General features: G+C 44.0%; 12 protein-coding genes. 6 read left to right on the top strand and 6 right to left on the bottom strand.

Annotation, left to right across the window (positions count from 1 at the left end; all coding sequences use genetic code 11):
* Positions 1–246: 246 nt before the first annotated feature.
* Positions 247–444, top strand: a complete 198-nt coding sequence (locus RID21_RS09295) for a cold-shock protein (protein ID WP_291167771.1) — start codon at positions 247–249, stop codon at positions 442–444.
* Positions 445–581: 137 nt separating this feature from the next.
* Complete coding sequence (locus RID21_RS09300) at positions 582–1,391, top strand: GIY-YIG nuclease family protein (RefSeq protein ID WP_350188359.1); 810 nt, start codon at positions 582–584, stop codon at positions 1,389–1,391.
* Between the two features lie 81 nt (positions 1,392–1,472).
* Here the strand turns inward: RID21_RS09300 and RID21_RS09305 are convergent, their stop codons facing one another.
* The 6 genes from RID21_RS09305 to RID21_RS09330 form a co-directional block, all read right to left on the bottom strand.
* Complete coding sequence (locus RID21_RS09305) at positions 1,473–2,918, bottom strand: leucine-rich repeat domain-containing protein (protein WP_350188360.1); 1,446 nt, start codon at positions 2,916–2,918, stop codon at positions 1,473–1,475.
* A gap of 79 nt (positions 2,919–2,997) precedes the next feature.
* Complete coding sequence (locus RID21_RS09310) at positions 2,998–3,651, bottom strand: thermonuclease family protein (protein ID WP_350188361.1); 654 nt, start codon at positions 3,649–3,651, stop codon at positions 2,998–3,000.
* Positions 3,652–3,730: 79 nt separating this feature from the next.
* Positions 3,731–6,496: a 3-keto-alpha-glucoside-1,2-lyase-like domain-containing protein gene (locus RID21_RS09315; protein ID WP_350188362.1), complete on the bottom strand. Its 2,766-nt coding sequence runs from the start codon at positions 6,494–6,496 to the stop codon at positions 3,731–3,733.
* Between the two features lie 585 nt (positions 6,497–7,081).
* Positions 7,082–7,951, bottom strand: coding sequence for a protein NO VEIN domain-containing protein (locus RID21_RS09320; RefSeq protein WP_350188363.1), 870 nt, complete (start codon positions 7,949–7,951; stop codon positions 7,082–7,084).
* Positions 7,951–9,216 (bottom strand): DNA methyltransferase, encoded by a 1,266-nt coding sequence (locus tag RID21_RS09325; RefSeq protein ID WP_350188364.1) that lies wholly within the window; start codon positions 9,214–9,216, stop codon positions 7,951–7,953. Before RID21_RS09325 ends, RID21_RS09320 begins: the two co-directional genes overlap by 1 nt.
* Positions 9,217–9,245: 29 nt before the next feature.
* On the bottom strand, positions 9,246–10,157 hold the full coding sequence (locus tag RID21_RS09330; protein ID WP_350188365.1) for a nuclease-related domain-containing protein: 912 nt from the start codon (positions 10,155–10,157) through the stop codon (positions 9,246–9,248).
* A 281-nt stretch (positions 10,158–10,438) separates the two neighbouring features.
* Between RID21_RS09330 and RID21_RS09335 the strand changes: the two genes are divergently transcribed.
* Genes RID21_RS09335 through RID21_RS09350 form a run of 4 tightly spaced genes read left to right on the top strand, consistent with a single transcriptional unit; the run spans position 10,439 to position 16,512 of the window.
* On the top strand, positions 10,439–11,968 hold the full coding sequence (locus RID21_RS09335) for a type I restriction-modification system subunit M (protein WP_350188366.1): 1,530 nt from the start codon (positions 10,439–10,441) through the stop codon (positions 11,966–11,968).
* Positions 11,965–12,552, top strand: a complete 588-nt coding sequence (locus RID21_RS09340; RefSeq protein ID WP_350188367.1) for a restriction endonuclease subunit S — start codon at positions 11,965–11,967, stop codon at positions 12,550–12,552. The genes RID21_RS09335 and RID21_RS09340 overlap by 4 nt, the downstream gene beginning before the upstream one ends.
* A gap of 4 nt (positions 12,553–12,556) precedes the next feature.
* Complete coding sequence (locus RID21_RS09345) at positions 12,557–15,772, top strand: type I restriction endonuclease subunit R (protein ID WP_350188368.1); 3,216 nt, start codon at positions 12,557–12,559, stop codon at positions 15,770–15,772.
* Complete coding sequence (locus tag RID21_RS09350; RefSeq protein WP_350188369.1) at positions 15,769–16,512, top strand: M48 family metallopeptidase; 744 nt, start codon at positions 15,769–15,771, stop codon at positions 16,510–16,512. The genes RID21_RS09345 and RID21_RS09350 overlap by 4 nt, the downstream gene beginning before the upstream one ends.
* Positions 16,513–16,528: the final 16 nt, after the last annotated feature.

Below are 16,528 nucleotides of genomic sequence, written 5' to 3' on the forward strand. Positions count from 1 at the left end.
TATTACCTTTACTGGCGAATAGGAATGGTACAACTCGCTTGCGAAGCCCGAAACATACTCATAATCATCCTGTTCAGAGGATAAAAGAACATGATTTAAACGACGACAGCCATCAGTAACTGTTTATGGTGGTCGTTTCCTTGGTTTTGTCCATATTTCTGTATAGACTAATTTCCTGTGGTTGAGCAGACTGAACCCGTTGTGTCAGACGATCCACAAAGACTTTTTTTATGAATCGGATTGAAGATGGCAGAAGGTACAATTAAGAGACTGACGGACAAAGGTTTTGGCTTTATCGACACGGGGAGCGGCAAGGACCTATTCTTCCACTCGTCAAACGTCGAAGGGGTAAGCTACGATGATCTCTATGAAGGACAACGAGTATCGTTCACCGAAGGACGTGGGCAGAAGGGGCCGATGGCGGAGAACGTCAAGCCGGTCTAAACATTGAAAACGATTCAGGAAACCAAGAAGCCGACGCAATTCGTCGGCTTCTTGTATTGAACATGCCCTTGTCCTGAAAGCCGATCACACCACCAACTCCAGTTCTTCAAACATGATCTTGATATTGGCGAACCACCATGATCTTCCGCCTCTCCCAAAAACTCAATCAGAAAATCAAAACAGGTATGTTAGAAGCCCTTCCCTTACACCAGAACCCATTTGCTGACTGGTCGTGTCACATTTTCCCAGCAAATCGCCGTCAGTACATTTTGCTGAGTAATACCAAATCACTTTATTCCTGCGTGATGCCAGCTAAAGGTGTTACAAATCAGCACCGGTTCGCTGAAAATGCTTTGAACTGTATCAGGGATTTTACAGCCGATGACGCTAATCAATGGGCGTACAGGGCATTCATTTCTCCAGAAATTGGAAAAGCTCAGTTTGCTAAAGCGTTGAATCGATCCGTAACAAGCTCAATGAATCAATTAGTAGATTGTGCTCAAGGATTGCTGACTGAATGTCAGATGTCACCTCATGAAGTGGGCTTTAAGCTGAATGATTTTCTGTTGTCATCTATTGCTGAGAAAAAGTCAGATGGATATGGCAGACCAGAAGATGCGTTTCGGAGAATGGCGGAATCGAGGAAAATAGAAATAGCTGAATCAGATCTGAAAGAAGATGATGCAGCGGACAATCCCACAATATGGTTTATTTATATTCTCAGATGTGCAGATGAATCATTTTATACTGGCATCACTACTGATTTGAACCGGAGGTATGAGCAGCACAACGCTGGTACTGCTTCACGCTATACCCGTAGTCGTCTTCCAGTCAGTATGGTGTATCATGAAATTCAAGCCAACCGAAGTTTAGCTTTAAAGCGTGAACTGGAAATCAAGGCGATGTCACGCAAGTTGAAAGAAGAGCTGATTGAATCTGTGAAGTGAGGCTTTTTAAATCTATGGAAGACAAGACAATTGAGTATTTGAGCAATGAGATCATCTGGTTTGATTTGAAATATTGCATTTCTAATATGAAATCTTGCAATCGGGTATTGATACCTTCAATTTCATCACCCCCTCTTTCGTGACATTTGTTTTTGTCAAATCCAATTTGGTCAGTCTTGTCAGCCCATTAAGATGTAGAAGTCCTGCATCTGTGACGTTGGTGTATGAAAGGTCCAATGCCGTCAGTTTGGTCAGTTCTTTAAGATATTCAAGTCCTGCGTCTTTGATATCGTAGTTGAACCCAAGGTGCAATTCGGTCAAATTTGACAGTCCTTTGAGATGAACGAATCCTACATCGGTGATGTTGGTTCCATACAGACTCAATGTGGTCAGTTTGGACAGTTCTTCAAGATGCACGAGTCCTACGTCACTAATGTGACTGGGTGAAAGTTTCAATATCGTCAGGTTCGGCATCTCTTTTAGATGCACAAGTCCTGCGTCACTAATGTTGGTGTCCTTAAGGTTCAATGTCGTCAGATTTGTTAACCTTTTCAGATGCTCAAGTCCTGCGTCAGTGATGTCGCTACCTGAAATGTGCAATGTGGTTAGCCCCTTCAGATGCACAAGTCCTGCGTCACTAATGTTGGTGTCTTTAAGGTCCAATGTAGTGAGATTGGTCAACTTTTCAAGATGCTCCAGTCCTGCATCAGTGATGTCGCTACCTGAAATGTGCAATGTGGTCAGCCCCTTGAGGTGCAGAAGTCCCTTATCACTGATATTGGTGCCTTTGAGGTTCAAGTTGGTCAGGTTGGGCAACTCTTGAAGAGTCACAAGTCCCGCATTAGTAATCTTGGTGCTATCAAGGTTCAATGCAGTTACATCGGTCAACCCTTTTAGATGCACAAGTCCTGCGTCACTGATGTTGCAGCGTGCAAGTTCCAATGTCTTCAGATTTGACAGTCCTTTCAAATGCATAATTCCTGTGTTTGTGATCTTGTTGCCGGTAAGATTCAATGTGGTTAGATTGGTTAACCCTTTAAGATGCTCCAGTCCTGCATCACTGATTCTGGTAGCAGAAATGTCTAATGTCGTGAGATTGTGAAGTTCCTTGAGATTCTGAAGTCCTGCATCTGTAATGTCGGTGTATACAAGGTGTAATGCGGTCAGATTTGTCAGCCCTTTAAGACGTTCAAGACCTGCGTCACTGACTTTGGTATAATCAAGATTCAATCTGGCCAGTTTGGTTAGCTCTTTAAGATGAACGAGTCCTGCGTCACTGGTCTCACTAAAAGAATGATCGACCTGAATAACATTACCCGTGTCATCAAGAGTAATTATTCCACCAAATGACTTGATCGCTTCGATTGCCTTATACTCAGAATCGATATCAGACTCTGGCTTGGTGGTAGAACCTGATTTGATCGGAGAGTCCGTGTTGGTGACAGTTTCCATACTGGTAGCAGGTTCATCCGTGTTACCACAACCACTGCACAACAGAAGAAAAATGAAAGTGTTGACAATCTTCATAGCATATCGTTCTTGTGAAAAATGAGATGGACCGAATACAGAAGCTTTTGCTCAATTATGTAAATCGCACACCGTTTAGTTAATTGCTTTTTATAAAACTAGCCTTCCCCCCCCCACATCTTCCACATGCTTTTCCATCATTAGGCCCACATAACCGCCCACGCTTTGTGTTCTTGAAATACTCACAGTTTTCGTTGTGTCGCACATTGGACGAGGTGTTCAACCAAAACATTGTAGCGGGTGTATTATTTGGTTTTCTCTTTCTGGCTCTATATTCCCACGGAGGCAGTGGATTGGCATCAGTCCAGAGACCACGCTTCGCCTTGCGTGCTCTTAACTCTAATTCAGCCAGACGTTTCTCATCATTATATTTTTTGTAATGCCATGCCCAGCCATCTTCAATCATTTTTGCATTGGCGTCTACGTCTCCCACCATGATGATAACGAGTGTACGACCATAGCGATCCTCTCCCGTCTTCTTGACCGTCACGGTTTTGCCGAAGACCATCTTTGACAATGCTTGCTTGGATTTTGTCCCGAAGCTCTGACTCGATTCTGGTGCATCAATTCCTTCCAGCCTCACTTTGACTGTCTGGCGGTTGACCAGAACCTTGATGGTATCACCGTCAGTGACTCCAATGACTTTTCCAGTGAGAGTGCTGACAACCTTTGGTGGTGCCGCAAGGACGATTCCAACGATGAGCAGAGTCACGATGGCTGTGAGGTAACGCATATTTAATAGCAACCGTTGAAGGAATAAAGCCGTTTAATGGAGGAAGTATGCCGTAGATTTCGCTCTAGCCCTTAGTGAGTCAGTCGAGCTGTTGGATCTGAATGTTTCGGAACCTTGCAGTACCTGCTTTATCTGTCATCAGACCAATACTTCCTTTTCTTAGGACAATGGGGGCCTTTGATATCACCTCTACCCCATTCATTTGAACCGATACTTTTCCATTACTTACCTGAATTTTTAACTGATTCCATTCGTTTGCTCCCTTATAAGAAACACTATTGGGTGCTACCCTATTAAAAATAGCACCACATAACTTTTCCGGTTCAAATGATTTCCCGATTTTCTCTAATTTTTTTGAACTCTCTGCAACGATGGCATCGTCAATCAGTTGAACTTCATCGCCATTAGCGAGCAGAACACCAGAATTACCTTTATCTGATAGTCGAAATTCCAAATCGAGTTCAAATTCACGGAATTCGTTTATCGTCATTAGGTTTTTTCCGGGAATCGTATTGATAATTGTTCCGTTACGGACCTCCCAACCCGGAACGACTTTCCAACCTTTTAGGGTCTCGCCATCAAAAAGTGAAATCTGCTTTCCACCAGACGGTTCGAAATTATCAGCCATATTTTTCTGAGACGGAACGAGTGTATGAGCACGCTGATATGTTACGCATACAGCATTAGGTACTTCTTTGGTGTTGAATGTTTTGGGGCGTTGATTATTGGAAGTTCCCTCCATACTAGCCGTGTAGCAAAACCGCATCACATCAGTTTCGATTTCATATATACCTCGCAAAACAATAGATCTATTACCTAATCTGCCTGACAGATTTACTGCACTAGGTTTCTGATTTGGCAAATACTCTACGCTCCCGGATATTTCTTTATTTGACCATGTGAGATGGAATTGATCATCTTTCACATAAAGAGTCTTCCCCATGATTTGGATCTCTTTTTCTGTCAGTGATTTTCCAGCATTTTCCTCAGCAACAGCGATCCAGTTTCCATTCAGTGATAGAGGTGTTTGCTCGTTCATTCTTTGAGAAGAATCTGCAGTGGCCAAAGGGATGTTCCTGATTTCATTGGAAATCTTCCTGAATTTGTTTTTATCTCCAAAAGCGATGATTGTTAACTCAGGGCCATCAATAGCAATAGTGACACTCTCACTGCCGAGATTACCGCTCAGAATATTATCATTTAATTTGCAACTCACTGTTTTACCATCAGCCAAAGTCACAGCGTAGATCGAATCTGCAAGCTTTTCTATGGTTACTTTATGGAGACCTCCATCATGGGAATATGTCCCATTTAGGTGAACCAACACTGATTTCTTTAAATCGCTTTTACCTTTGAAAAAGTTTTCAATACTGATGCTGAAAATTCCCTCGCTTTCTCTACTCCCGGAAAGTGGAGCAGAGAAAAATAATTCCTTCGTGGACGAGCAGTATCTTGGGAATCTGCCAATCAACGTTTTGTCTCCAATTTTGATTGGAGTATTAGACTTCGAGAATAACGGATCATTCACTGATTCTCGTGATATCTTGATCATTTCACCAAATGCTCCGTTGCTGGTATTTGTGCGATTGGTGAGGAATAGAGATAAGCCATCTGACGTTACAAAAGGAGTTGTTGACGGTATGGGATTGGGATAGGGGAGAATGCGATGCTTTGAATTTATGTCCCATTTTGAAGATCTGTTTTTGCGTGTAACAACCCAATGTCCTTTTTGGTTTTCATTTATACCATAACAGGACATATATAATGACAGACCGTCTGGGGAAAGACATGGAGCCATTACGACTCCCATGTCTCGAAGTTCCCGAATCTCAATTGGTGCGGTAAATCTATCCTGAGTAGAGTTCCGATTTGTGAAGAATAGCCGTCGCCCCAGATCTTTGTTTCCAATCTTCATTTGGCGACTTAGGACCATACTCAAGCCATCTTGAGTAACAGTTGGCATAAAGCCTTCGAAGAGACGTGCTTGATTTCCGAAAGCTTCACTGGTGTTTTTACGATGAGCCTGCCAAATAGAATCACCTCTCGTCCAGTAGATTGAAAGACCATCTTGAGAGATCCATGGGGCAAAATTAGGGGGATCACCATTCAATTCATTGTGGACGATTAATTGAGGTTCAGATGGCGAATCATTTTCAACAATATCGACCTTGTCTTCTGGTTCAGGATTAGCATTCGAAGGGGCTTGGTCAGTTTGGCCTGAGTCTACAACAGGCTCTGGTATCTCCTGCATAGCTACTGAGGAGGCTTCAACTTGCTTCTCAGGTTCTTTCTTATCTGAAACCGTTTCTGTGTTTTCTTGATGTGCGACTTCGATATTAGTTTCTTTTTCAGAGCCTGTTAGTTTATGCCACGGCAACCAGAATGATGCAGCCGCCATACCAAAGAAGGCAACTGCCAATATAGCAACGATTCCGGCATACTCCCGAAAAAAAACACCTCCTTCACCAACTGAACGTCCACCTTTCGATGAAATTGAAGATGGAGATACATTGGGATCGATCTGACGATTCTTTCTTCGTTTTTTGAAGAGATGAACTTTGCGGTCATATTCCCTACGAAGTTCAGGGCTTACGAGCGTGATTTCTGCTTCATCAATCTGGCTGATGAGTTTGTTGGCATGATTATTGTATTTAGTTCCCAAAAACTGTTCGACATGCGATTTCTGTCGCTTCGCAGCAGATCTGATTACTCCTAGATCATCTTCGTCCAGAGATATACCTAACAATTCATAATGAGTAGGAGGGCATTTCTTTTCTGGAATACCCAGCCATTTATGATAAGGATTGAAATTGTGCGATTCGGTATTAGATCGTTTCTTACTCAAGATAGTGGCCCTTAATAAATCAAGAATAACGATATGCCTGAATCAATGTACCACATTTGGGGCACAAAATGCCAGTGGGCTTAAAAAGCTCTAAATAAAGGTTCTCGCTCAATAGTTCCACAACCTATTGATTCGAGATATCCTTTTTAGGTCCAGCTTTTCCCCAAGTAGATACTGCCATTCCCAAAAAACAATCGCCAAGACAGCTAGAAGTGCAGTATATTCTCGAAAGAAGCCGCTCACTTCATTAATTGATGGAGTTCCACTAGCGGAAAAGTGAGTAGGAGCGACATTAAGATCTACCTGACGATTCTTACATCGCTTTTCGAAGAGATGAACTTTACTGTCATATTACTGGCGAAGCTCTGGGCTGAGTAATGTGATCTCAGCTTCATCAATCTGACTGATCGGTATCTTTGAGAAATTGTTGAACACAGTGCCAAGGAATTATTCAACATGTGACCGTCCGCGATCAGCAGCTGATTTAATTTCTCACGCTCAACCGTCCTGAATCATCTTTGCGTTGGCGGCTAGGTCAAGGATGAGTAGAGTCACGATGGTTGTGATGTATCGCATACCATTTCCTTATAGTGTAGCCCGATAAAGAACAGGATCGAGATTGCAAAGACTTCTGAGCGATCCATTCAGGATGAAGATCCGTGGTGATCTTCCAAAATCAAATACCCGATAAAGATGAAATTGATCAGGAATGTCTTCCGAACAGAGAAGTTCATTCTGTGTCAAAAAGAATGGGAAGTATTTCCCAAGACCGGTAGATTTCACTTCCAACATTCTTTCTGAATCTGTCTGCTCATCGAACGAAAGAATATCAAAACCCAAACCATCGCCATATTCTTTAGATGCCCACACGACTTTCTGAGCTAGATCATCTCTACCAGCCAGTTTCAGTCTATGTTGTTCCAATTCGAAAACGAACTTCTCGCCAAGACTACCAAGCTTGCGATTCACTGCATCACGTTCTGCGAAATTGATTCTCTTATCCTTCCGGGAAAGCCAAGGCTTAACGGATGGTTTAGGGGAAATGATTTTATCTGGTGGAGCTTCGATAATGTTTTTAATTTTAGAAGATTCTATCTTCTTAGGTTGTGTTGGATTCAGAACTGGTGAAGTATCGAAAAGTTTCACCAACTGTGGGTTATTGTTTAAATACTCCTCAACACTCTCTGCTAGAAGCTTCTGATAATTGCCCCGTGGTTTATAACCATCGATGTACGGCAATCCCTGTTCGACCAGAACAGCACTAATATTTTGGTGTTTGAATTCAACTGAGCCTTTCGAACGATCTGATAGCTGAGGAATCAGTAGGTTTCTATGCTCTGTTTTATCGTATGACCAATTCTGTATCTCTGCAAAGAGCATCGCAAAATAATCATTGATGATGAGCTGGACTTCTTTTTCAGACCATTTTTGTTTGGGTTTGGGAGTGTCGGGCATCAGCTACTCTCCAATCTCGAATAACCAATCTCAACGCACTCAGCATCGATATCACATCCCACGAACATTCTCCCATTTCGACGACAGGCTACAGCCGTTGTGAAACTGCCAGCCATACAATCGCATACGAGATTTTTAGGCTCAGAAAAATATTGGACCAGCATCTCAACCTCAGTTTCATGTTGCTGCCAGTCATGAAGTGATTTGTCCTTCCCCTGAACCAGCGACACATCTGACCAACGTTTCTTTTTCTTCCATTTTCCTTTTGAAAAAATCAAGATCGGTTTCCATTGGCTCGCAATCTGGAGCGGATGAATCATGTTAGAATCGCCACTCCAGATTGAGGCCATCTGCCATCGGTACGTAAGGTGTTCTCCCAGACGCTCCAGCACCTCTGGTAGATGATATTGGCCGCTGTAGGTTACTAGCAGACCACCGGGTTTTAAGACCCTATCACAGAACTCACTCAGTTCGGAAAGTTGTGGAAGGAATTCTTTATTGTATGGAAAGTCGGTCAGCACGAGAGAAACACTATTTGGTTTTAGTTTTGCCTGTTTCTCAAGATTCTGAAACCGACAATTATACAGTCGAATGTCCTTAGTAGATGATGGCTTAACAACGCTGTTGATGTTCCGTGCGAGTGATTTAACGTTTCGTCTGGCTCGTCTTTGTGCTGAGATCGTGTCGAGAATTCTCCCATTTTCAGAAGGCAAATCTGAAATTACTGACCGAGCAATTTCTAATTCTTTTGGGGTATTCGCGATGATCTGATTGTAACGTGCACTACGATGCTTACCGTCCTTACCCCTTAGCTTTTTCAACTCTGGAATTTCCAAAGTTGAGACCAATTTTCGACGTACTACTTGAACTGTTTTTACATCGGCCCCAATGATTTCCGCCAACCAATTATTGGCGATGTCAGGTGTGCGTTTGAGTTCTTGTTTGATCAACTCACGTTTTTGAGCTGATGTTAAGTGCCTACGCTTAACATTGACACTCAAGGCATATTGCCACTTCTCTTCCTCGCTTAGGCCACCAATGACTTGGACTGGGTAATTCTTGATTTTCAGTTCTCTTAACGCTCGCTCGCGTTGATGTCCATCAAGTGTAATCCCATCTTCATCTTGGACAATCGGGTATTGCAGACCATTCTCAGCGATATCAGCTTTCAGAAGATCGAATTCATCTGGCGAAAGATCAGGCATTGGCTGGTATTTCGGGGTGCCATTTCTCTTAATGCTGGATTTGGATTTCTTCTTCGCCATGTTCAATCTCACTGAACTTTATGACAACTTCATTTTTTCTTGGCACGATAGGAAGGCTTAAGATTACGACACAGTTGTTCTAACTGGTGGGCGATCTGTTGCATCTCGGTAGCACTAAGAGTGATATGATTATTCACAAAGAAGCGATTGGGCTTCGTAGGATTGATGACAGTAACTAAGCCACGTCCAATGCGTTCTTTGATAAACCATCCGGGGAGTGCAAGAATCGGTTGTACTTTGACTTGATTGCCAATTGCTGATGTTAAATGTTTTGAAAGCCAATTAGATTCTGCTTCCAGTTGGTTATGAGGGATCGGATGCTCATAGTCAGGAAATCGTAAGACATTGTTCTGGTAATCAACGATTAGTTCTGCTCTGCCGTCACCGTGTTTTGGTTTGCCTCGCATTTTAGTGTTGATTGAAAATACTCCGCTTGGACTCACCACCACATGATCTATATTTCCATAAGGAAATTGGATGTCATGAAATACTCTACAGCCATCAAGCATTAATTGGTTTAGTTCTTCCCCTGTAAACATCTCGCCTTGTAAGCCAAGGGCATATTTTTTCTTTTCGTCTAAGGTCTTTGAAAGTCGATAACCCAAAAATCCCACAACTCCCATCCCCATGGCGAATGATATCGCAGTACGAAGGGCCGACTCCGGCTCACCTCCAAAATATGATTCACTTAGATGAAATGAATAGAGAAGAATCGGTGCTCCCAGCATGAACATCAAATAGAGTGTGACCTCATCACCCAGTTCATTTACTTTTAATTGGAGCGAATAACCGGGGGGCCTCATTAGATCTTGGGTTAGTGGGGATTCTCGATAATGCCTGTTTTGCTTTCGAAGCCAGCAATAAATAATGGCAACTGCTACCCCCATACTAAGAATTGAAAGTAGTAAGGGAATTAGAATTAATGAAAAGTCCGCCCACATCTCTTTATGACCGTTTTTCTACCTGATCAGAGTTCAAGAATGTCCTTTAAACCGTCTAAATCCACATGGGCTCAATTATTGAACATAATTGCATCATATGGTACTCTGGTAACAAATGATATATGCCTTTTATAGAGAATTTATTATCACAAAACATACCACCTATCTCCAATTAAAATATGATCTTAGGTTGCTAAGGCTCAAGGTATTAGATTGGGTTCTTGATTCAAATCTTCGTAATAGAATTTACAATTTTCTTAGGAATAATAGTTAACCCAAAAATGGCGAACGGAAACGGTAAACAATCAGAAACAGTCTCCCAGTCTGAGATCAACGGCATTCTCTGGAAGGCGTGCGATACATTCCGGGGGGCCGTCGATCCATCAGAATACAAGAACTACATCCTTGTGATGTTATTCGTCAAATACATCTCTGATGTCTGGCAAGATCATTATGAGGCCCTTGTTGCTGAATATGGTGATCCCAAAAGCAAAACGGCTAAAGAGCGTATCGAGAGGCGGCTCAAGCGGGAGCGATTTGTACTCCCTGCACATTGCACATTTACCGCATTGTATGATCAACGGAACGAAGCCAACATTGGTGAGATCATCAATACGGCTTTGGACGAAATAGAAGATTCGAACAAAGAGAAGCTCGAAGGTGTCTTCCGTAATATCGACTTCAACTCGGAAGCCAGCCTTGGACAGACGAAGGAACGAAATAATCGGCTCAAGTCATTGCTTGAAGATTTTAGCGATTCCCGACTCGATCTTCGTCCGAGTCGGGTTGGGAGCATGGATGTTATCGGCAATGCCTACGAGTATTTGATTGGGCGATTTGCAGCAGGTGCCGGCAAAAAGGCAGGTGAGTTCTACACACCTCCAGAAGTCTCACAACTGATTGCTCGACTGGTCGATCCTCAACCGGGAGAGCGTATTTGCGACCCAGCTTGTGGCTCAGGTTCTCTGCTCATCAAATGTGGTCAGCAGGTCGGCTCAAAAGACTTCTCCTTGTGGGGACAGGAGAACATCGGGGCGACATGGGCACTCGCTAAGATGAATATGTTTCTGCATGGCATGGACAATGCCCGCATCGAATGGGGCGATACGATCCGCAACCCGAAGTTACTTTCTGATGACAAACTCATGAAGTTTGAAGTGGTGGTCGCCAATCCGCCGTTTTCACTTGAGAAATGGGGCAGCGATGAAGTTAAAGCCGATCCGTATGAGAGGTTTCATTGGGGACATCCACCTGAGAAACGTGGAGATTACGCATTTATCATTCATATGGTTGAGACAATTACCGAGACGAGCGGGCGAGTCGCTGTTGTTGTCCCTCTTGGTGTTTTGTTTCGTGGGGGAAGTGAGGCGAAAATTCGCAAGCAACTTGTTGAGGCTAATTTGATCGACGGCGTCATTGGATTACCCACGAATCTGTTCTACGGTGCTGGAATTGCCGCTGCAATACTGATTTTCCGCAAGCACAAGTCGGATCAAACTATTATGTTTGTGGATGCGAGTAGTGAATACGAAGAGGGTAAAAATCAGAATAGAATTCTTGAAAATCATATTGAGAAGATTGTTGACACGTACAAAGAGCGAGCAACGATTGACAAATATTCGTACCTAGCAGAGTACCAAGAAATCGCTGAGAACGATTTCAATCTCAATATCCCACGTTATGTTGACACTTTTGAAGAGGAAGAACTCGTGGATATCCAAAAGGTACAGGCCGAGTTGGACGCCGTAGACTCCGACTTAAATAAAGTTCGATCACGCATGTTATCATGCCTGAAGGAGTTTGGATTGTGATTAAAGAGCTTCGCACATACGGAATTGAAGAACTGCCGACCGGCTGGACAGTAGAGCATGTCGGTGAGTTTGCTCAGATTGGAACAGGTGGGCGGGATACCCAAGACAAAGTGCCTGACGGGAAGTATCCGTTTTACGTTCGTTCGCAAACGGTGGAGAGGATAAACAGTTATTCATACGACGGAGTAGCCGTGCTGACTGCTGGAGACGGAGTTGGAACAGGAAAAGTCTTTCACTTTGTCGAAGGTCGCTTCGACTTTCATCAGCGTGTTTACAAGGTCAGTGATTTCGCCGAACACGTCTGGCCCCGCTATTTCTACGAGTTTTTCCGCAGACACTTCATTCGTCAGGTTGTCCGCTATACCGCTAAAACATCTGTCGATTCAGTACGAATGGAGATGATTTCAAAGATGGCTATCCCATTACCACCACTGTCAACTCAGAAGAAGATTGCGTCTTTGCTTCAAACCTATGATGAAGAAATTGAGTTGCTCGCCCAGCGAACCCAATTGTTAAAGAAACGGAAACTCGGCCTTGCTCAGCAGTTGTTAACCGGAAAACTAGAACCAGTGAGCGTGGAGTGACGTAATGGCTGTCTCAGAATTCCTTGAAGATTTGGTTTCGCACCTGCCTGCGTTACAGCTTTTGCAACAGATCGGCTACCAGTATCTCACACCGACTGAGGCACTCGATCTCCGGGGCGGCAAACGCAACCGAGTCATATTGGAATCAATTCTGCTCGATCAACTCCGCAAATTGAACCAGATCAATTTCAAGGGCCAGACACACGACTTCACTGAATCCAATCTCAAGAACGCCGTCGATGCTCTGACCAACATTCCCTTTGATGGGTTGGTGAAAACCAACGAGCAGGTGTTCGATCTACTGACATTGGGTAAGGCTCAAGAACAGACAATCGACGGAAACAAGCGGAGTTATACTCTCCAGTACATCGATTGGGAGCATCCCGAGAACAATGTCTATCACATAGCCGATGAGTTCGAAGTTGAGCGAACTGCCTCCCACGAATTGCGGCGTCCTGACATCGTGTTGTTCGTAAACGGGATTCCGTTGGCTGTGATCGAGTGCAAGCGACCTGATGAACATGATGCCGTTGAGGTCGGAATCAGCCAGCATCTTCGTAATCAGCGACAGGGCGAGATTCCCGGTTTGTTCGTTTATTCCCAACTACTCGGTTCGATCTGCCAGAATGCAGGCAAATATGCTACAGCCGGAACTCCCAAAAAGTTTTGGTCTACGTGGAAAGAAGAGTATGCTGGCGATCTTGATGTAAAGCTGGCAAAGCTGATCAATACTCCACTTTCTCAGGAACAGCTTGGTCGACTGTTCGAAAGCCGTAAACCATTGATTGTCTCCAAGATGAGGGAGACTCTGGCTGCTGGAGAGAGATTCCCTTCACCGCAAGACCGATTGCTCTACTGTCTGTTCCGGCCCGAACGACTGCTGGAGATGACGCTACGGTACATTGTCTTTGATAAGAATCAAAAGAAGGTTGCTCGTTACCAGCAGTATTTTGCGATTGGCGAGACACTGGGCCGTGTCACTAAAACAAAGGGTGATGAACAGAGACCGGGCGGAGTGATCTGGCACACGACGGGATCTGGAAAATCTTTAACGATGGTGATGCTGGCAAAGGCGTTGTCGATGGAACCATCGATAAGGAATCCAAAAGTTGTAATCGTCACGGACCGAGTGGATCTTGATCGACAAATCTGGAAGACGTTTCTCGCCTGCCGTAAATCGGTTGAGAGAGCAAACAGCGGGAAGCATCTAGTGGGACTGGTGTCACAGGGCAAAGCCGACATCATCACCACGATCATCGACAAGTTCGAAACTGCGGCGTCTTCCCATGAGCTAAAAGACGAGAGCAATAATGTCTTTGTTCTGGTGGATGAAAGTCATCGTAGCCAATACGGACTGGCCCATGCCAAGATGAAACAGGTTTTTCCCAACGCCTGTTACATCGGATTCACCGGCACACCATTGCTCAAGAAGGAAAAAAGTACCGCCACAAAATTTGGCGGTTTTATTCATTCTTACCCGATGCGAAAGGCTGTCGAAGATAAGGCGGTCACTCCAATTCTATACGAAGGGCGGATGTCAGAACTTCATGGTGACCAGAAAGCCATTGATAAGTGGTTCGACAGAATCACCAAAGATTTATCTGATGAACAAAAAGCTGATCTCAAAAAGAAGTTCCGTCGGGAAGAGGAACTAACGAAGACCTCCGAACGGTTGTATGAAATTGCTTTCGATCTGCTGACTCATTTCTGCGAAAACTACAAAGGAACGAAGTTCAAGGGCCAGTTTGCGGTCAGCAGCAAAGCGATGGCCCTGAAATACCATCAGTTATTTGAAGAAATCGGGAAGGAATACCCAGACAGGAAGGTTTCGTCTCGTGTGATTATTTCGCCACCAGACACACGGGAGGACAATGAGACCATCGAAGAAGAAGATGTGCCGGAAATTCAGCAGTTCTGGAAAGAGATGATGGATGAATTCGGTTCGGAGAAGAAGTACCTCGAACGAACTATTGACGACTTCGAAAATAAACCGACCCCAGAAATCATCATCTGTGTGGATAAACTCCTGACTGGTTTCGATGCCCCATGCAACACAGTTCTTTATATCGATAAGCGACTGCGAGATCACAATATTCTCCAAGCCATCGCTCGTGTGAACCGCCTGTTTGACGGAAAAGACTTTGGCTTGGTCGTTGATTATCGGGGGATTTTCGGGGCACTGGATGAAGCCGTAAAGCAGTACGACTCTTTGAGTGGATTTGATGAGGAAGATCTTGAGGGTACATTCACAAACATCGACGAAGAAATCTCCAACCTGAAAGAACGACACACAAATGTATGGTCTGTCTTTAAAGGAGTCCAGAATAGACAGGACTTGGAGGCAATGCAGCAGCATCTTCGACCCGAAGATGTGAGGCAGGATTTCTACGATGCCTTAAATGAATTCTCAAAAACGCTCCAACTGGCGATGTCATCAGCTAAATTCCATGAGGATACCCCAAAGGAAATTGTTCAGAATTATCTGAGTGACATGAAGTATTTCCGAAATTTGCGGGCAGCCGTCAAGCAGCGGTACAACGAGTCCATTGATTACAAAGAATATGAAGACCAGATTCGGAACATGGTCGATAAATATATCGGTGCCGATGAAGTCAAACGCATTGCCGAGCCAGTCAATATCTTTGAAGTGGATAACTTAGACGAAGAATTAGAAGGAATTGATGGCACGGCTGCTAAGGCGGATTACATTGCTTCAAGGGTCAAGAAGACCTGCCACGAGAAAATGGAAGAAGATCCGGTTCTTTACCAGAGGCTATCAGAAGTCATCGATGAGGCGATACAGGAATACATCGAAATACGAATGAGTGAGGAAGCCTACTTCCAGAAAATGTTCGATGTATGGAATGAAGCAAAGGATCAAGGTTCCTCTAATGTTCCAGCAGAACTGCGAAGTGATCCAGAAGCCAAAGCATATTTCCGGTTGTTTCAGGATGGATTTGAGAAATCTGTTGGCGAAGGCAGAGACGATCTGGCTGGAATCGCTGCTGAAACAGCGTTAAAAGCCAAGAAGATCATTGATGAAAAGAAAATTCGTGACTGGACCGATAACCGGGATGTTGAAAACGCTATTCTGAATGATCTTGATGATCTGATGTTTGCCGCAAAAGGTCGCTACGATTTGCCCCTGACCGGTGATGACATCGATGAAATTCTTGACGGTATCATTCGAGTAGCCAAACGGCGGGAGGTTCAGAAATGACTCCCCGGAACGGAAACACCACCCTACAACCACGGCGACTGGCAATCCAGTATGGTCGTAAGAAGATCAATTACGATCTTTCTTATTCATCTCGCAAAACATTAGCAATCGACGTTCATCCAGATCTGTCGGTTGTTGTAACTGCTCCGAAAGATACTGCTGATTCTGCTGTGAAAGAAAAGATGCAGAAACGAGCGTCTTGGATCATTAAACAACAGAGATTCTTTGAAAACTATCTCCCAACCATTCCTCCCCGTCGATATGTCAGTGGTGAGTCACATCGATATCTGGGGAGGCAGTACCGTCTACGTGTCCATAAGGGAGATGAAGACACTGTGAAAATGGCACGGGGCCAGATCAATGTCTACCTCACCAATCCAAAAGACAAAATCCGCATCAAGCCTCTTGTGGTTAACTGGTTCCGCCAGCGTTCTGAGATCGTATTTCGGGAAATATTTGAATCAGTGGTGGCTAAAGCCGTTCGGTATGGGATTGAAGCCGATGACTTCGAGATCCGGCGAATGAGAAATCGCTGGGGTAGTTGTACGAGAGAAGGTCGAATTCTGTTAAATCCAGACCTGATCATTGCCCCCAAAATGTGCATTGAATATGTAATCGTTCATGAACTCTGCCACCTTCAAGAATATAACCATAGTCCAAAATTCTACCGATTACTGAAAAAGAACATGCCGGACTGGGAACAGCGAAGAGAGCGGTTGAATGCTTGTGTGGTGAATTAACCAGTCATACGAAGGA

Origin of the sequence: Gimesia sp. (assembly GCF_040219335.1) — a bacterium.
In the GTDB taxonomy this organism is placed as follows: Bacteria; Planctomycetota; Planctomycetia; order Planctomycetales; family Planctomycetaceae; genus Gimesia.